Raw genomic sequence first — 18,023 nt, 5'->3', positions numbered from 1 at the left:
GGCCCGAGCCGGCGCCGCTGAGCCAACATTTCTGCCCATCACCGCTAAACCGAACGGATACTGTCGTGACTTCTTCCCCTGCCTTCCCGCGGGTACACATCGCCACCGACCACGCAGGCATGGAACTCAGCGCCCACCTCGTCACCCACCTCACGGCAAAGGGCTACGACGTAGTGGACCACGGTCCCAAGGAGTACGACGCACAGGACGATTACCCCTCCTTCTGCATCAACGCCGCATTGGCCGTGGTGGCTGACCAGAAAGCCGGCGTCCACGCCCTGGGAATCGTGCTGGGCGGCTCCGGCAATGGTGAGCAGATCGCCGCGAACAAGGTCAAGGGCGTTCGCGCAGCGCTGGCCTGGAACCACTCCACTGCCACGCTGGCCCGTGAACACAATGACGCCAATGTGGTGGCAGTCGGCGGCCGGCAGCACACTGTCGAAGAAGCCACAGCGCTGATCGAGGCTTTCCTGGCAGAACCGTTCAGCAATGATGAACGGCACGTGCGCAGGATCGGCAAGATTGCCGCCTACGAAACCACCGGCGAGGTCATCGAGTAGTGCCCGAGGGCCACTCGGTACGCCGGCTGGCGCGCCAGTTCGGCGATGTTTTCGGCGGCGAGACGCTGGCTGTGAGCAGTCCGCAGGGGCGGTTCGCGGCCGGCGCCGCCCTGCTCGATGGCCACACGCTGACCGAATCGCAGGCCCACGGCAAGCACCTGTTCCTGCATTTTGACCACGCCCTGGTGCTCCATGTCCACCTGGGTCTCTACGGGGCATGGGATTTCGGCGGCGACGCCGCCTTCCGGGGCGCCTCCAGCATTGGCGCGCCCCGGAAAGTGGGGGAGCGGGAAACGTTCGACGACGGCGGCGGGCTTCACTACGCCGGCCCGCCTGCTCCGGTCGGCGCAGTCCGGGTCAGGCTGGTGGGCAGGCACGGCTGGGCGGACCTGCGCGGCGCCACTACCTGCGCTGCCATCACCACGGCCGAAGCCGCTGCCGTGCTCGCGAGACTGGGACCGGATCCGTTGCGCAATCTGCCGCCGGACCGGGAACGCTTTGTGACGGGCGTGCAGTCACGAAAGACGCCCATCGCGGCGCTGCTGATGGACCAAAAGGTGATTGCCGGCGTCGGAAACGTCTACCGGGCCGAAGTCCTCTTCCGCCAGCGGATCGATCCGCTGCTGCCGGGCAGTTCGCTGCCCCGGAAATCCACGGAAATGTTGTGGGATGACACCGCAGCGGTGATGGGTGACGGCGTCCGCGACGGCAGGATCATCACCACGCCGCCGTCGTACTGGTCAGCGGGTGCCGCGTTGCCTGCGGGGGACGAAGCGCACTACGTCTACAAACGCCAGGGGCTGCCGTGCCGGGTCTGCGCCGTCCCGGTGGCCCTGGCAGAGCTGGGAGGCCGGAAACTCTATTGGTGTCCCGGCTGCCAGGAGAACTAGGGGCTGCAGGCCGGACGCGCTGCCCGCCCACGGTCAGTACGTGACGGGCTCCATTGGCGTCTGCCGGAGCACGGGCTGCCGGATGGGCGGTGCCTTCCGGGTAGACACCAACACAAAAAGGACCCCTCAGCGAGGGGCCCTTTTTGTGTATGTCCGTTGAACGGACTCGTTATGGAGGGGACGACGGGAATCGAACCCGCGTAATCAGTTTGGAAGACTGAGGCTTTACCATTAAGCTACGTCCCCGGGAGAACAGCAGTCCTGCATTAACATGTCCTGCACTGTCAATGCTACTGCCGGTCTTTCGGGCTGGCTGATCAAGCCGGATATAACTAAACCTAATTCATGCCCTACGTGTCAAATGTGCAATCACGGCCGGTTTGACCGTAGACTTGCCTGTGCACTTACGGGGTGTAGCTCAGCTTGGCTAGAGCGCCTGCTTTGGGAGCAGGAAGTCGCAGGTTCAAATCCTGTCACCCCGACTCTGCGGCCCGGACCGGACGGCCTGGACAGAACACACATGCGTTTGCAGAAACCCATCCCACAATCCCAGGAGTACTTAGACCGTGAAGAGCGCTGTCGAGAACCTCACCCCCACGCGGGTCAAGCTCAATGTTGAGGTCCCCTTTGAGGAATTGAAGCCCAGCATCGACGAGGCATACAAGACTGTTGCTTCGCAGATCCAGGTCCCTGGCTTCCGTAAGGGCAAGGTCCCGTCCAAGCTGATCGACCAGCGCGTTGGCCGCGGCTACGTCCTGGAGACCGCAATCAACGAGGGCCTCAACGGCTGGTACCAGGCCGCTGTGCAGGAATCGGGCATCCGCCCCCTGAGCCGCCCCGAGGTTGAGATCACCGAAGTTCCGGACCCCACGTCCACGGACGGGGAACTGAAGTTCCACGCCGAGGTTGACGTCCGCCCGGAGATCGAGCTGCCTGACTACGCCGGCATCAAGGTTGAGGTTGCCGCTGCGGAATCCTCCGATGAAGACGTCGACAAGGCCCTGGACGAACTCCGTGGCCGCTTCGGCACGCTGAAGTCCGTGGACCGCCCGGCCGCCGATGGCGACTTCCTGACCATCGACATCACCGCCACCGTTGACGGCACCGAGGTGGACTCCGCAGCAGGCCTGTCCTACCAGGTTGGCGCGGGAACCATGCTCGAAGGCCTGGACGAGGCAGTCACCGGCCTGAGCGCCGACGAAGACTCCATCTTCGACACCACGCTGGTTGGCGGCGAGCACGCCGGCGAAGCAGCCCAGGTCAAGGTTATTGTGAAGGCCGTCAAGGAGCGCGAGCTCCCCGAGGCCAACGACGACTTCGCCCAGCTGGCTTCAGAGTTCGACACCCTGGCTGAACTCCGCGAGGACCTGGCCAAGCAGGCTGCAGACTCCAAGGTTGTTGAGCAGGGCGTCGAAGCCCGCGACAAGGTCCTGGACAAGCTCGTTGAGCTCGTTGAGGTTCCGGTTCCGGACTCCGTAGTTGAAGAGCAGCTCGAAGCGCACTTCAAGGAGGGCAGCGGCCACGGTGAAGGCGAGCACGACACCGAGGAGCACCGCGCCGAGGTCAAGGCCAACACCGCCCGCGCCTTCCAGAACGAGATCATCCTTGACGCCATCGCCGAAAAGGAAGAAGTCAACGTCAGCCAGAACGAGCTGATCGACTACATCGTCTCCACTGCCAGCCAGTACGGCATGGACCCGAACCAGTTCGCCCAGATCATCGATCAGAGTGGCCAGGTTCCCATGATGGTTTCCGAGGTGCGCCGCCGTAAGGCACTGGCCGTTGTGCTGGGACAGGCAACTGTTACCGACACCGCCGGCAACAACGTTGACCTGAGCGACTTCGTGCGTCCCGGTGGCGAAGAGGAAGCTCCCGCCGTCGAGGAAGAAGCTACGGAAGCCGCAGCTGAAGACGCCAAAGCCGAATCCGCAGCGAACGACGACCCCGCTGCCGTGAAGTTCTAGTACGGAATTAGTTTCCGCCGCCCGCCCCTGGACCCGACCGGTCCAGGGGCTGGGTGCTTTAACAGCCGGTTTCCGGCTCGTGCGCCGTCAGCGAACAGCGCGATTCGGGCGAACAAATCGGCCGTCAAAACGGTTAGTGTCCAAGTAGTGAAGTTCAGTGATGTCACCGTCACCAGCGAGAGGTAAGTACACATGTCACAGCACGCAGAGGCCCCACGAATGGCGACAGTCGATCCTGCAGCCCAGGACAACTACATCTACAACCGCCTCCTGAAAGAGCGGATCATCTGGCTGGGTTCCGAGGTGCGCGATGACAACGCCAACGCGATCTGCTCGCAGCTGCTGCTCCTGTCCGCCGAGAACCCGGACAAGGACATCTACCTTTACATCAACTCTCCCGGTGGCTCCGTCACCGCAGGAATGGCCATCTACGACACCATGCAGTTCATCCCGAACGATGTTGTCACCGTGGCCACCGGCCTTGCCGCTTCTATGGGACAGTTCCTGCTTTCCTCAGGCACCAAGGGCAAGCGCTACGCCACGCCGAACGCCCGCGTCCTGATGCACCAGCCTTCCGGCGGCATTGGCGGTACTGCCTCGGACATCAAGATCCAGGCCGAGCTGATCCTGCACATGAAGAAGGTCATGGCTGAGCTGACTGCCGAGCAGACCGGCCAGACTGTGGACACCATCCTCAAGGACAACGACCGCGACAAGTGGTTCACCGCCAAGGAAGCCCTGGAGTATGGCTTCTTTGACAAGATCGCGGCCCACGCCGGTTCCGTTTCCGGCGGCGGCGGAACCGCCAACGGTTCGTCCGGCGAGCCAGCATCCGAGAAGTAACCCGGCACTAGAACACTTAGATCAGGAGCAACACAATGACTTACAACTTCGGATCGACTGCCGGTAATCTTCCGACCAGCCGCTACGTCCTTCCCCAGTTCGAGGAGCGCACGCCCTACGGCTTCAAGCGCCAGGACCCGTACACCAAGCTGTTCGAGGACCGCATCATCTTCCTCGGCGTGCAGGTGGACGACGCCTCTGCCGACGACGTCATGGCGCAGCTGTTGGTTCTGGAGTCCACGGACCCGGACCGCGATATCACCCTGTACATCAACTCGCCGGGCGGCTCGTTCACGGCCATGACGGCCATTTACGACACCATGCAGTACATCCGGCCCGAGATTCAGACCGTCTGCCTCGGACAGGCTGCCAGCGCCGCTGCAGTGCTGCTGGCGGCCGGAACGCCCGGCAAGCGACTGGCGCTTCCCAACGCCCGTGTCCTGATCCACCAGCCGGCACTGTCCGGCGGTCAGGGCGGCCAGGCTTCGGACCTAGAGATCCAGGCCGCTGAAGTCATGCGGATGCGGTCCTGGCTCGAGGACACCCTCGCCCACCACTCGGGCCGGACCTCAGAGCAGGTCAACAACGACATCGAGCGAGACAAGATCCTGACGGCGGAAGAGGCCATGAACTACGGCCTCATCGACCAGGTCCTGGATTCACGCAAGATCAAGCCGCAGGCAATTACCAGGTAGTACGGCTCTGCTTCAGGCCGGTGCGGTCCAGTTCATTTGGGCCGCACCGGCCTTCGCTTTCCACCCTTGGGACCGAATGTGACCTAGAGTGGATGTTGTCACAGCCGGCCCTCCCAGGCCGGAACAGATTCCAGCAACGGTGCACAGCTGCCTGGCAGCAAGATACTAAGGGGTTCACATATGGCTCGGATTGGCGAGAGCACGGATCTGCTGAAGTGTTCTTTCTGCGGAAAGAGCCAGAAGCAGGTACGCAAGCTCATTGCCGGGCCCGGTGTCTATATCTGCGACGAATGCATTGAACTCTGCAACGAGATCATTGAGGAAGAGCTCGCCGAAGTCGCGGATCTGGGAAGTTTTGAATTGCCCAAGCCCCGGGAAATCTTCGACTTCCTGCAGGAATACGTCATCGGCCAGGAGCCGGCCAAACGGTCCCTCGCCGTCGCGGTCTATAACCACTACAAGCGGATCCAGGCGGGCCATGCGCCCAAGAGCGGGAGCCTCGCCGACGGCGGCCACCACGACGACGTCGAGATCGCCAAGTCCAATATCCTCCTGATCGGTCCTACAGGCTGTGGCAAGACCTACCTCGCGCAGACCTTGGCCCGCCGCCTCAACGTCCCCTTCGCCGTTGCTGACGCCACCGCCCTGACCGAGGCCGGCTACGTGGGTGAGGATGTGGAGAACATCCTCCTCAAGCTCATCCAGGCCGCGGACTACGACGTCAAAAAGGCCGAGCAGGGCATCATCTACATTGACGAGATCGACAAGATCTCCCGCAAGAGCGAGAACCCCTCCATCACCCGGGACGTGTCCGGCGAAGGCGTCCAGCAGGCACTGCTGAAAATCCTTGAAGGAACGGTAGCCTCGGTCCCGCCCCAGGGCGGCCGCAAACACCCGCACCAGGAATTCATCCAGATCGACACCACCAACGTGCTCTTCATCGTTGCCGGTGCGTTCGCTGGCCTGGAAGAGATCATCGGTTCCCGTTCCGGCCGAAAGGGAATCGGGTTCGGCGCCCCGCTTAACGAGGCCAGCAACAAGATCGACTCCTACGGCGAAGTAATGCCAGAGGACCTCCTGAAATTCGGTCTGATCCCGGAATTCATCGGCCGGCTCCCCGTGATCACGACGGTATCCAACCTGGACCGTGACGCCCTGATCCAGATCCTCTCCACTCCCAAGAACGCACTGGTGAAGCAGTACCAGAAGATGTTCCAGATCGATGGCGTGGAGCTCGCCTTCGATGACGACGCCCTGAACGCCATCGCGGATCAGGCCCTTGAGCGGGGCACGGGCGCACGGGGCCTCCGCGCCATCATGGAGGAAGTGCTGCTTCCCGTCATGTTTGACCTGCCCAGCCGCGAAGACATCGCCAGCGTGGTAATCACGGCGGACGTGGTGCTCAGCAAGGCTGAGCCCACCATGATTCCGCACGTGACCAAGCGCCGTAAGTCAGCCTGACAGCACCCGCCGCCACACACCATCACGCTGAACGACGCAGAGGAATGACGCATGACTGAAACCACCCCGAACCAGGCCGACTTCTGGTTCGATCCCGTATGCCCGTTCGCGTGGATCACCTCACGATGGATCGGCGAGGTGGAGGCTGTCCGCGACATCAAGACTGCCTGGCACGTCATGAGCCTGGCAGTCCTCAACGAGGGCCGCGACCTGGACCCCGACTACCGGAAGTCCATGGACAACGCCTGGGGCCCCGTGCGAGTCATCATCGCAGCCAAGGAGCAGCACGGCGATCACGTCATTAAGCCGCTGTACGACGCCATGGGAACGCAGATCCATGAAGGCGGGCAGAAGGACTTCGCCATTGTGATCAGCAAGGCGCTGGCAGAATGCGGCCTCCCAGCCGGACTGGCCGAGACCGCCACGTCGGACGCGTTCGATTCCCAGCTGCGCGCCAGCCACGATGAGGGCATCTCATTGGTGGGCCAGGACGTCGGAACCCCGGTGGTCGCCTTTAACGGAACGGCCTTCTTTGGCCCCGTGCTGACCCGTATTCCTCGGGACGAGCAGGCTGGCCAGCTGTGGGACGCGACCGTGGCATTGGCCTCCTATCCGCACTTCTTTGAGATTAAGCGGAGCCGTACCGAACGTCCCCGGTTCGACTGAATTCCTGCGTCCAGACACAACGAAAAGGGCCCTGGGAGAACTACTCTGATGTAGTTCTTCCGGGGCCCTTGCGTATCCCCATCCCCGGGACCAGAATGGTTTTTACCCACTTCGAAAGAAGAGGGACGCAGGAACCAAAGATTCAGTGATATGTATCTGACGCAGCCTTCGGCAAAGCCAGGTACAAGCTACCAGTGACGAGGTAGGAAGACCTGAAGATCAGCGGATCCTGCCAGACCATCAAAGACGTCACCAGATGGCCGAAAAGTCGAAGCCCCACCAACGGCAAAACGCTGATGGGGCTTCCCCTTTGCCCAAAAACAGGCCGTCGGGATCCGGGCCTGTTTGAAACAGGCCCGGATCCGGTCAGCCCTGTGCGGGTTCCTCCGGCGCAGCCAGGATGACGTCGCTGACCGTCAGTTCGCCTTCTCCGGCTACCAGCGTCAGTTCGCGGGCGTTCGACGCCGCCTTCAGGTCCGCCAGGCCGGCCTTGAGCTGGGTGGTCAGCGACTCGGAGGCAGTGATAGTGGCAGAGAGGACCTCGGTCCGCTGCTTCACCTTGGCCTCGGACTTTGCCTTGCGGACACCACTGAGGGCAGTGCCCACGGTGGCGAGCAGGGTGGTGTCGCCGTCGACCTCTATGGCCGTGGGCCATTCGGCACGGTGCACTGACCCGTTGCGCCACCAGCCCCAGACCTCTTCGGTGGCGAAGGGGAGGAACGGGGCAAAAAGACGCAGCAGGGTGTCCAGGCTCGTGGCGAGGGCGGCAAGGACCGAAGCCTGCTCCTCTTCGCCGGCCGCGCCGTACGAGCGGTCCTTGATGAGTTCGACGTAGTCGTCCGTGAACTGCCAGAAGAAGCTCTCGGTGATCTGCAGTGCCCTGGCGTAGTCGTAATTCTCGAACGCCTTGGTGGAGTGCCGCACTACGTCGGCCAGCTGTGCCAGGACAGCACGGTCCAGCGGATTCGTGAGCACGGAGAGGTCCCCGGACACCACCGAATTCTCCGTGGCGCCCAGGTTCAGGACGAACTTGGAGGCATTCAGGAGCTTGATCGCCAGGCGGCGGCCGATCTTCATCTGGGCAATCTCGTACGCTGTGTCAGCGCCGAGTTTGGCCGATGTAGCCCAGTAGCGGACGGCGTCGGAGCCGAACTCGTCGAGCACGTCGGTGGGAACCACCACGTTGCCCTTGGACTTGGACATCTTCTTCCGGTCCGGATCCAGGATCCAGCCCGAGATGGCGGCATGCTTCCACGGCGCGGTGTTCTGCAGCGAGTCCGCCTGGACCACCGAGGAGAAGAGCCACGTGCGGATGATGTCATGGCCCTGGGGGCGCAGGTCAAACGGGAAGACCTTGGCGAAAAGGTCCTCGTCCCGGCTCCAGCCGCCGACGATCTGGGGCGTCAGAGAGGACGTGGCCCAAGTGTCCAGGATGTCGGCGTCACCGGTAAAGCCGCCTGGGAGATCGCGCTGGGCCTCGTCGTAGCCCGGTGCTGCATCTGCCGCGGGGTCAACCGGCAGTTGCTCATCCGAGGGCACGATCGGGGTGTCGTACTGCGGGTTGCCGTCGGCGTCGAGCGGGTACCAGACGGGGATGGGAACGCCGAAGAAACGCTGGCGGGAAACCAGCCAGTCGCCGTTCAGGCCCGAGATCCAGTTCTCGAAGCGCGACCGCATAAAGGCAGGGTGGAAGTCGATCTCGTGCCCGCGGGCGATGAGGCGTTCGCGGCGGTCCTCTTCGCGGCCCCCGTTGCGGTAGTACCACTGGCGGGACGTGACCACTTCGAGCGGCTTGTCGCCCTTTTCGTAGAAGTTCACGGGGTGCATGATCTTCTTCGGCTCACCGTCGATCAGGTCCTCGGCGGCCAGGAGTTCCACCACGGTTTCCTTGGCACTGAAGACAGTCTTGCCCGCGATGGCTTCGAACGCCGTACGGCCGGCGTCGGTGCTGATCCAGTCCGGGGTGTCGCCGATGATGCGTCCGTCCCGGCCCACGATGGCCCGCGTGGGCAGCTGGAGCTCGCGCCACCAGGTGACGTCGGTGAGGTCACCGAAGGTGCAGACCATGGCAATGCCGGACCCCTTGTCCGCTTTGGCCAGCGGGTGGGCCTTGACTTCAACCTCAACGCCGAAGACCGGGGACGTGACCTTCTTGCCGAACAGCGGCTGGTACCGTTCGTCGTCGGGGTTTGCCACCAGGGCCGCACATGCCGCCAACAGTTCGGGACGGGTGGTCTCGATGTAGATCTTCTCGCCGTCCTCCGTGAAGAACGGGTACCGGTAGTAGTGCCCGGCCACTTCGCGGTCTTCCAGTTCGGCCTGCGCAACGGCCGTGCGGAACGTCACGTCCCACAGCGTGGGGGCCTCTGCCATGTAGGCGTCGCCGGCTGCGAGGTTGGCGAGGAAGGCACGCTGTGAGACTTCGCGCGAGGCGTCGTCGATGGTCCGATACGTCAGCTTCCAGTCGACGGACAGTCCGAGTTGCTGGAACAGGCTCTCGAAAACCTTCTCGTCCTCAACGGCAAGCTCTTCACAGAGCTCAATGAAGTTCCGGCGCGAGACGACGTCGAAATCGCGCTGGTTCTTGGCCGGCTGGGCCGGCGGCCGGTACGCGGCGTCGTAGGGGATAGCCGGGTCGCAACGCACGCCGTAGTAGTTCTGCACGCGGCGCTCGGTGGGAAGGCCGTTGTCATCCCAGCCCATCGGGTAGAAGACGTTCTTGCCGATCATGCGCTGGTAGCGGGCCAGGACGTCGGTCTGCGTGAAGGAGAACATGTGCCCCACGTGCAGCGAACCTGACGCGGTGGGCGGGGGAGTGTCGATCGAGTAGACCTGCTCCCGGGTGGTGTCCGGGTTGAACTTGTAGGTCCCTTCGGCAAGCCAGCGCTGCGTGAGGGCGGCTTCAAGCCCCTCAAGGGCGGGCTTGTCCGGAACGTTGATAGGGGCGGTGGAGGGCGTGTCTGTACCCTGATGTGCTTCAGCCATCTGCCAATTGTTTCATGGCCCGGACTTCATCATGCGACATCGGTTGGGGCATGGTCCCTGCCGGGGCCGTTAGGGTGGTGCCATGACTGAGGATTCACGCACCACGGCAAGGCAGAATAGTGCAGCAGTAGTTACGGGGGCGAGTACCGGTATCGGCGAGGCCACCGTCCGCGCGCTGCGCGCTGAGGGGTGGACGGTTTTCGCTGTAGCCCGTCGCGCCGAACGGCTGGCCGCGCTCGAAGCCGAGACGGGCGCCGTTGGGGTTCCCGCCGACATCACCGAGGACGACGACGTCGCCCGGCTCCTTGCCCACGTCACCGAAGCAGGGGGCGTGGGAACGCTCATCAACATCGCCGGCGGAGCGCGCGGAGCCGACTTCGTGGGCGCTGCCAACACCGAGGACTGGGACTGGATGTACCGGGTCAACGTGCTCGGCACCATGAAGGTCACCCGAGCCTTCCTGCCCATGCTCCGCGCCAATGGTGAAGGCACAGTCCTGAACCTTACGTCCACGGCCGGGCTGGCGGCCTACGAAGGCGGCGCAGGCTACAACGCGGCCAAGTTCGCCCAACACGCCATGACCGGCGCGCTCCGGCTGGAAGAGGCCGAGCACAATGTCCGCGTTATCGAAGTGGCCCCCGGACTGGTCTATACGGAGGAGTTCGCGCTGAACCGGCTCGGCGATCCGGAAGCGGCCAAAAAGGTATACGAGGGCGTGGAGAAGCCGCTGACCGCAGCTGATGTGGCTGACGTAGTGCGGTATGCCGTCAGCGCGCCGCACCACGTCAACCTGGACCAGATTGTCATCCGCCCTGTGGCGCAGGCCGCCAATTACAAGCTCATCCGCAAAGGCTGATCAGGTGGCCGGTACGGCGAGCGTGGCCAGGACGGCCGCGTGGTCCGTACCCGGCACCTTGTGGACCTGGTAGCCCGAACTGCCCACCTGCCGGCTGGTCACCAGATGGTCAAGGGTGATCCCCGGGCAGCCAGACCCCTTCCATAGGCCACGTGGGCACCAGGCGGGAACCCGAGGCTGTCCCCACATCGACAAGTCCTGGGCCTGCACCCAGAAGCTGCCGGAACTCGGAATGGTCATATGTGGCATTGAAGTCACCGACCAGCAGCCTGTTGCCAGGACGCCCGGCCAGCCTGCCCACGGACGCGAGGTCGCTGCGCCACTGGTCCACCCGGACATCCACCGGCGGCAGCGCGTGGACATTCGTTACCTCCAGAACCGCGACTGATCCTCGTGCCTCCGCTGTTAGCCGGACCGTCGGCATCCGGAACGGCGTGTCCGGGATGAGGCCCACCTGTTCGAGGGGATGGCTGGAATAGACGGCACCACCCGCGGCGTCATCGGTGGGGTCGCTGATCCGGTGCGGCAGGAGGGTGTCCAGGCCTGCGGCCGCCAGCCGGTCCTGCAGGGCCTGCGAATGCTCCTGGACCGTCAGGAGCCCTATCCCGTTATCCCTTACCAGCTCCACGATCCGGGTGGCGTCCGCCTGGCCATACTCCGCATTGATGGTCATGGCCTTCAGCTCCACCGTGGCTGCGGCGCCGGGTGCTGCGGACGGCCGGGCCGCATCAAACGGAAAGAGCCAGAACACCTGGCACAGCAGCAACGCCGCAGTGCCCACCTGCAGCCACCTGCTCCGGCCGAGCAGCGCCAGGACCAGTGCCACCATGGCTGGCACGGCCAGCCACGGTGTAAAGGAAACCAGCTGGACTGCCAGGATCGGCCATTCCCCTGGAACCGCCCGGACCACCGACATAGCCATCACTGGCAGGGAGGCCAGGAGCGACAGCCAGCGGCAGGCCGGGGCAAGGATTTTCCTGGCCGGAACGGGCGCAGGCGGCATAGTTTGGGCAGGAACTGCAGCTGCCTTCGGTTGTTGTCCAGGTGCAGCGGTGGAGCCGCGGGCGGAAGCAGTCATGGTCCTGAGTCTAGGCAATAACACTTCCCGCACCGGGAATGGCGGTGGGCCGCCGGGCGATAGTAGACTTGAAGACGGTTATGACCCGGCTATCACCGGTGAGCTTCCGGAAGAACGCACATATCGCCAGGCACCTGGCGGCCAGTGTCAGTAGAACCGGACGGGTAAGCCCGTCACAGCAGTAATGAGCGGCCGGCGCAACAGCACGTTCCAAGGAGCGTGACGGAGTGCCGGTAAGTGAGGTGGTACCGCGGTAAGCGTGCAGTCCCCGGACTGCGCAGGAGCCGTCCTCGCATCCTGAACGGAGCCCGACAGCAACGGCTGGACGGTTCACCAGCTCAACCCAGGATGTCGAGAATGACGTATTACCCCAAAGCCTCAGCCTCCCCTTCGGCCGCACCGGGCGCAGGTGTTTCCGCTTCCGTGAAGTTTCCGGAAATCGAAGAACGCATCCTGAAGTACTGGGACGAGGACGGAACGTTCCAGGCAAGCATCGACCAGCGAAGCGCTGACGCCCCCGGCGGCGAACCCGGCAGCAACGAGTTCGTCTTCTATGATGGCCCGCCGTTCGCCAACGGCCTGCCGCACTACGGACACCTCCTGACCGGCTACGCGAAGGACCTGGTGGGGCGCTATCAAACCCAGCGCGGCCGCCGCGTGGAACGCCGCTTCGGCTGGGACACCCATGGTTTGCCTGCTGAGCTGGAAGCGATGAAGCAGCTCGGCATGACTGACAAGACCCAGATCGAGGCCATGGGCATCGACAAGTTCAACGACGCCTGCCGGGCGTCGGTCATGAAGTACGCCGATGAATGGCAGAGCTACGTCACGCGGCAGGCCCGCTGGGTGGACTTTGACAACGACTACAAGACCCTCAACGTCGAGTACATGGAGTCGGTCCTGTGGGCCTTCAAGCAACTGCACGAAAAGGGCCTGACGTATAACGGGTACCGTGTGCTGCCGTACTGCTGGAAAGACGAAACCCCGCTGTCCAACCATGAACTGCGCATGGACGACGACGTCTACAAGAACCGCCAGGACCAGACTGTCACCGTGACGTTCCCCATCACGGCAGGCGAGTCCGCCCTTTCCCGGCAGCTGGCCGGCGTGCAGGCGCTTGCCTGGACCACCACCCCGTGGACCCTGCCCACCAACCTGGCGCTCGCCGTCGGGCCTTCCATCACCTACGCCGTACTGCCCGCCGGACCCAACGGCATCAAGGCCGCCTCGCCGGAGGCGCCCGTCACGGGAAGCTTCCTCCTGGCCGCGGACCTGCTGGCCACCTACGCCAAGGACCTTGGCTACGAGGATGTTGAGGCCGCCGAGGCCGCGGTCACGTCCACCCACGCCGGGGCAGAGCTGGAGGGCCTGCAGTACCAGCCGCTGTGGAACGACTTCAGCGACACCGAAAAATTCGGCACCCAGAACGCCTGGCGCATCCTGGTGGCCGACTATGTCACCACCACGGACGGCACGGGCATCGTCCACCAGGCACCGGCCTACGGCGAGGATGACCAGAAAGTCTGTGAAGAGGCCGGCATCCCCGTGGTGCTGTCCGTGGACGAGGGCGCCAAATTCCTGCCACTGTTCAAGCACGGCGACCTGCATGACATCGCGGGCCTCCAGGTCTTCGAGGCAAACAAGCCCATCACGCAGGTGCTCCGCGCCCAGGGCCGCCTGGTCCGGCAGGCCAGCTATGAACACAGCTACCCTCACTGCTGGCGCTGCCGGAACCCTCTGATCTACCGCGCAGTGTCGTCCTGGTACGTCGAGGTCACCAAATTCAAGGACCGGATGTCCGAACTGAACCAGGAGATCAACTGGATCCCCGGCAACGTCAAGGACGGCCAGTTCGGCAAATGGCTGGAAAACGCCCGCGACTGGTCCATCAGCCGCAACCGGTACTGGGGCAGCCCCATCCCCGTGTGGCAGTCCAGCGACCCCGAATTCCCGCGGACGGACGTTTACGGCTCCCTGGCCGAGATCGAAGCCGACTTTGGCCGCCTGCCGCTGAATGCGGATGGCCAGGTTGACCTGCACCGCCCATTCATCGACGAACTCACCCGCCCGAACCCCGACGACCCCCGGACCCCCGAAGAGGGACAGTCCGTGATGCGCCGCGTCGAAGACGTCCTGGACGTCTGGTTCGACTCCGGCTCCATGCCGTACGGCCAGGTGCACTACCCCTTCCAGAACGAAGCCTGGTTCGACACCCACAACCCCGCAGATTTCATCGTGGAGTACATCGGCCAGACGCGCGGCTGGTTCTACATGCTGCACATCCTCTCAACGGCGTTGTTTGACCGTCCGGCCTTCCGGAACGTCATCAGCCACGGCATCGTGCTGGGCTCGGACGGTCAGAAGATGTCCAAGAGCCTGCGCAACTACCCGGACGTCTCAGAGGTCCTGGACCGCGACGGCTCCGACGCCATGCGCTGGTTCCTGATGTCCAGCCCCATCCTTCGCGGCGGCAACCTGGTGGTCACCGAGCAGGGCATCCGCGACGGCGTCCGCCAGGTCATCCTGCCGCTGTGGAATGTGTACAGCTTCTTCACGCTGTACACAAACGCCGCTGCAGGGGGCAAGGGCTACGAAGCGAAGCTGCGGTACGACGGCTACGCGGACACCCTGGACCAATACCTGCTGGCCAACACCGGCGACCTGGTCCGCAACATGACCACCCAGCTGGACAGCTACGACATCTCCGGAGCCTGCGACGAACTCCGCAGCTACCTTGACATGCTCACCAACTGGTACGTCCGCCGAAGCCGCCAGCGCTTCTTCGACGAGAGCGTTGACGCCTTCGATGCGCTGTACACCGCGCTGGAAACCGTCTCCCGGGTGGCGGCGTCGCTGCTGCCGTTGGTCTCCGAGGAGATCTGGCGCGGCCTGACGGGCGGCCGTTCCGTCCACCTGGCCGACTGGCCGGATGCTGACCTGTTCCCATCCAACGCAACGCTGGTCGAAGCGATGGACCGTGTCCAGCAGATCTGCTCCACCGGCTCCTCGCTGCGCAAGGCCGCAAACCTTCGCGTCCGGCTGCCACTGCAGGAACTGACCGTGGTGGCACCCGGCGCGGATGCGCTGAAAGGCTTCGCCGCTGTCGTCGCGGACGAACTGAACATCCGCTCGGTCCGCCTGCTCGACGCCGATAGCGCCTCCCCGGAGGAGTTCGGGATCGAGCAGAAGCTCGTCGTCAACGCCCGGGCCGCAGGCCCCCGCCTGGGCAAAAACGTCCAGCAGGCCATCAAGGGCTCGAAGTCCGGCGACTGGTCCGTTTCCGACGCCGGCGTGGTTACTGCCGGCGGCCTGGAACTGGAACCGCAGGAATACGCCCTGGAAACCGTGGTGGCAGAAGCGGCGGCGGGCGCCGGCTCGCGCGCGGCGGCCGTTCTGCCAGGTGGCGGATTTGTGGTGCTCAACACCGAGGTTACCCCCGAGCTCGAGGCCGAGGGCACGGCCCGCGACATGGTCCGTGCCATCCAGCAGGCTCGCAAGGATGCCGGGCTGAACGTCAGTGACCGCATCCGGACAAACGTCACCGCCACGACGGATGTTGTGGACGCGGTGAAAGCCCACGAAAACCTTGTAGTCACCGAAACCCTGACCCTGGAGCTTGGCTTGTTCTCCAACGGAGACGGCACCGAGCTGCAGATCACCGTCGAAAAGATCGAGGCCTAGGACATGACCGACGAATTTTCCGTGGAAAGCGTCTACGCCGAGCTCCTGGGGCGTGCCCCCGAAAACAAGATGGAACCACGGCTGGCGCCGTTGTTCCGCGCCATGGACGTGTTGGGGGAGCCCAACAAGGCGTACCCGATCATCCACGTGACCGGCACCAACGGCAAGACCTCCACGGCACGGATGATCGAGGCCGGACTGCGCGCCCATGGACTGAGCACGGGCCGCTACACAAGCCCGCACCTATCCAAGGTCACTGAGCGGATCAGTATCGATGGCGCCCCGGTGTCGGATGAGACGTTTGTCCGCATCTGGGACGAGATCCGCCCCTACCTGCAGATCGTCGACGACGAACTCACCGCTGCGGGGGAGCCCCGGCTCACCTACTTCGAGTGCCTCACCATCCTCGGCTTCGCGGTCTTCGCCGACCAGCCGGTGAACGTTGCCGTCATCGAAGTAGGCCTCGGCGGCGTCACGGACGCCACCAACGTAGGCGACGGACAGGTCTCCGTGGTCACACCCATCTCCCTGGACCACACGGACCTGCTGGGCGACACCACGGAGGACATCGCCTACGAGAAAGCCGGCATCATCAAACCGGGCGGGTACCTGGTCAGCGCGGCGCAGCCGGTTGACGCCGCCCAGGTGCTGCTGGAAAAGGCCCGGGAAGTGTCCGTTCCGTTCCGCTTTGAAGGCGTGGAATTCGGGGTCGAATCCCGGACCGTGGCCGTCGGCGGCCAAATCGTCAGCATCCAGGGGATCGCCGGACGTTATCCGGAACTGATGGTCCCCTTGCACGGGGCCCACCAGGCCCAGAACGCTGCCGTTGCGGTGGCCGCGCTGGAGGCATTCTTCGGCGGCGAAAAGGAACTCGACGCCGACGTGCTCCAGGAAGCCTTCGCATCCGTCACCTCGCCGGGACGGCTGGAGGTTGTCCGGACCGCACCCACCATCATCGTTGACGCAGCGCACAACCCCGACGGCATCCGAGTCTCCTCCGAAGCCATCCAGGAGGCCTTCAGCTTCAGCAAGCTCGTTCCGGTGGTCGGGGTGCTGAAGGAAAAGGACGCGGAAGAAATCCTGCGCCAGCTCAAGGACTCCCTGGCAGGCCTCGCTGAGGAATACTGCTTCACGCAGTCCAACTCGCCCCGTGCAGTACCAGCTGCCGAACTCGCCGAACTGGCTGTGGAGCTGGGCTTCGGGGAGGACAACATCCACATCGAGGAAAAACTGGATAACGCCCTGGAATGGGCAGTTGAACGCGCGGAGTCCAACGATGACCTCGCTGGCGGAGTTCTCGTAACCGGTTCCATCACACTGGTGGCCGAAGCCCGGATCCTCCTGGGAAAGACGGAGGTGTAGCTCGTGGCCAAACTGACCAGGGCCCAGCGGGAATGGCGCCCGGGGATGCCCAAGAAGCGCCGTTCCACCAAGGTGATGTTCGCCTCCACTGTTCTGCTGCTGGAGGCCTTTGTGGCGTTCTTTGCCACGCTCGCGGTCTTCGGCCTCAAGCGCGGGGAAGTGCCCCCGGCGCTGATCCTCGGAGTCGGCATTGGCCTGAGCGTCATCATGATCCTTGCCTGCGCTGTGCTGTCCAAGCCTTGGGGCGTGGCGCTCGGCTGGATCCTGCAAATCGTACTCATCCTGACCGGCCTCGTGGAGCCCCTGATGTTCCTGGTGGGCGGGCTGTTCGGCCTTGCCTGGTGGTACGGGATCAGGACCGGCATCCGGATCGACTCCGAGGCCGCCCAGCGCGAACGCGAGCAGGCAGAGTGGAACGCCGCGCACCCGGAAGCCTCGTAGAATTGACCCGAAACCCCACCAACGCATTGGAGCAACCGTGAGCATTGAGCGCACCCTCGTTTTGATCAAGCCCGACGGCGTGGCACGCAACCTCAGCGGCGCCATCCTGAGCCGCATCGAGGCCAAGGGTTACACCCTTGCCGAGCTGAAGAAGGTTGATGCCAGCAGGGAACTCCTGGAACAGCACTACGAAGAGCACGTTGGCAAGCCCTTCTACGAACCCCTCGTGGAATTCATGCTTAGCGGCCCGGTTGTGGCAGCGATCTTCGAAGGTCACCGCGTCATCGAAGGCTTCCGGTCCCTGGCAGGCACCACGGACCCCACCACGGCTGCCCCGGGCACCATCCGCGGCGACTTCGGCCGCGACTGGGGCCTGAAGGTCCAGCAGAACCTGGTGCACGGCTCGGATTCCGTGGACTCAGCTGAGCGCGAAATCAAGATCTGGTTCCAGGACTAACATCCTGTACCCACACGCCTCATCGAAGTGACACTTAAGGCCAATGTAACGCGCGGGCATAGGGCGTAAGTGTGAAATAGATGG

Annotated in this window: 14 protein-coding genes and 2 tRNA genes; 13 read left to right on the top strand and 3 right to left on the bottom strand. The window is 63.9% G+C overall.

The features are described from left to right. Positions 1-65 precede the first annotated feature (65 nt). Both ACFC25_RS15540 and ACFC25_RS15535 read left to right on the top strand, forming a co-directional pair. Complete coding sequence (locus ACFC25_RS15540; protein ID WP_337348216.1) at positions 66-560, top strand: ribose-5-phosphate isomerase; 495 nt, start codon at positions 66-68, stop codon at positions 558-560. Next, the gene (locus tag ACFC25_RS15535) at positions 560-1,450 is read left to right on the top strand and encodes an Fpg/Nei family DNA glycosylase (protein WP_376046650.1); all 891 of its coding nucleotides are present in this window, start codon (positions 560-562) and stop codon (positions 1,448-1,450) included. The genes ACFC25_RS15540 and ACFC25_RS15535 overlap by 1 nt, the downstream gene beginning before the upstream one ends. Positions 1,451-1,622: 172 nt before the next feature. Here the strand turns inward: ACFC25_RS15535 and ACFC25_RS15530 are convergent. Continuing rightward, a tRNA-Gly gene (locus tag ACFC25_RS15530) sits at positions 1,623-1,696 on the bottom strand. 161 nt (positions 1,697-1,857) lie between these two features. Between ACFC25_RS15530 and ACFC25_RS15525 the strand changes: the two genes are divergently transcribed. The 6 genes from ACFC25_RS15525 to ACFC25_RS15500 all read left to right on the top strand — a co-directional run bounded on the left by ACFC25_RS15525 (position 1,858) and on the right by ACFC25_RS15500 (position 7,079). Then, positions 1,858-1,932 (top strand) — tRNA-Pro (locus ACFC25_RS15525). 84 nt (positions 1,933-2,016) lie between these two features. After that, a complete protein-coding gene (gene tig / locus ACFC25_RS15520; RefSeq protein ID WP_337348214.1) occupies positions 2,017-3,414 on the top strand; it encodes a trigger factor in 1,398 nt (465 codons plus the stop codon). A gap of 219 nt (positions 3,415-3,633) precedes the next feature. Continuing rightward, positions 3,634-4,257, top strand: coding sequence for an ATP-dependent Clp protease proteolytic subunit (locus ACFC25_RS15515; RefSeq protein WP_337348229.1), 624 nt, complete (start codon positions 3,634-3,636; stop codon positions 4,255-4,257). A 35-nt stretch (positions 4,258-4,292) separates the two neighbouring features. After that, positions 4,293-4,952: an ATP-dependent Clp protease proteolytic subunit gene (locus tag ACFC25_RS15510; RefSeq protein WP_267275380.1), complete on the top strand. Its 660-nt coding sequence runs from the start codon at positions 4,293-4,295 to the stop codon at positions 4,950-4,952. Positions 4,953-5,132: 180 nt separating this feature from the next. Next, positions 5,133-6,413, top strand: a complete 1,281-nt coding sequence (clpX, locus tag ACFC25_RS15505; RefSeq protein WP_337348213.1) for an ATP-dependent Clp protease ATP-binding subunit ClpX — start codon at positions 5,133-5,135, stop codon at positions 6,411-6,413. A gap of 51 nt (positions 6,414-6,464) precedes the next feature. After that, on the top strand, positions 6,465-7,079 hold the full coding sequence (locus ACFC25_RS15500) for a DsbA family protein (protein ID WP_337348212.1): 615 nt from the start codon (positions 6,465-6,467) through the stop codon (positions 7,077-7,079). A gap of 366 nt (positions 7,080-7,445) precedes the next feature. Here ACFC25_RS15500 and valS read toward each other — a convergent pair whose 3' ends face one another. Then, complete coding sequence (gene valS / locus ACFC25_RS15495; protein ID WP_376046644.1) at positions 7,446-10,064, bottom strand: valine--tRNA ligase; 2,619 nt, start codon at positions 10,062-10,064, stop codon at positions 7,446-7,448. 82 nt (positions 10,065-10,146) lie between these two features. On the opposite strand from valS, the gene ACFC25_RS15490 reads away from it, so the two are divergent. After that, the gene (locus ACFC25_RS15490; RefSeq protein ID WP_337352331.1) at positions 10,147-10,920 is read left to right on the top strand and encodes an SDR family oxidoreductase; all 774 of its coding nucleotides are present in this window, start codon (positions 10,147-10,149) and stop codon (positions 10,918-10,920) included. A gap of 109 nt (positions 10,921-11,029) precedes the next feature. On the opposite strand, the gene ACFC25_RS15485 is transcribed toward ACFC25_RS15490, so the two are convergent. Continuing rightward, positions 11,030-11,998 (bottom strand): endonuclease/exonuclease/phosphatase family protein, encoded by a 969-nt coding sequence (locus tag ACFC25_RS15485; RefSeq protein ID WP_376046641.1) that lies wholly within the window; start codon positions 11,996-11,998, stop codon positions 11,030-11,032. A 357-nt stretch (positions 11,999-12,355) separates the two neighbouring features. On the opposite strand from ACFC25_RS15485, the gene ileS reads away from it, so the two are divergent. The 4 genes from ileS to ndk are packed head-to-tail and all read left to right on the top strand — an operon-like array spanning position 12,356 to position 17,939. Then, positions 12,356-15,679 carry an isoleucine--tRNA ligase gene (gene ileS, locus ACFC25_RS15480; RefSeq protein WP_376046638.1) on the top strand — a complete coding sequence of 1,108 codons (3,324 nt, stop codon included), beginning with the start codon at positions 12,356-12,358 and terminating at the stop codon, positions 15,677-15,679. A gap of 3 nt (positions 15,680-15,682) precedes the next feature. Next, entirely contained in the window at positions 15,683-17,041 is a 1,359-nt protein-coding gene (locus ACFC25_RS15475; RefSeq protein WP_337348207.1) for a folylpolyglutamate synthase/dihydrofolate synthase family protein, read from the top strand. A gap of 3 nt (positions 17,042-17,044) precedes the next feature. Continuing rightward, positions 17,045-17,482 carry a DUF4233 domain-containing protein gene (locus tag ACFC25_RS15470; RefSeq protein ID WP_376046634.1) on the top strand — a complete coding sequence of 146 codons (438 nt, stop codon included), beginning with the start codon at positions 17,045-17,047 and terminating at the stop codon, positions 17,480-17,482. A 37-nt stretch (positions 17,483-17,519) separates the two neighbouring features. Then, a complete protein-coding gene (gene ndk, locus ACFC25_RS15465) occupies positions 17,520-17,939 on the top strand; it encodes a nucleoside-diphosphate kinase (protein WP_267275371.1) in 420 nt (139 codons plus the stop codon). The last annotated feature ends 84 nt before the right edge of the window (positions 17,940-18,023 follow it).

This window comes from Pseudarthrobacter sp. NPDC055928 (assembly GCF_042270935.1).
Lineage (GTDB): Bacteria > Actinomycetota > Actinomycetes > Actinomycetales > Micrococcaceae > Arthrobacter.
This window is presented reverse-complemented; position numbering and strand designations above follow the sequence as displayed.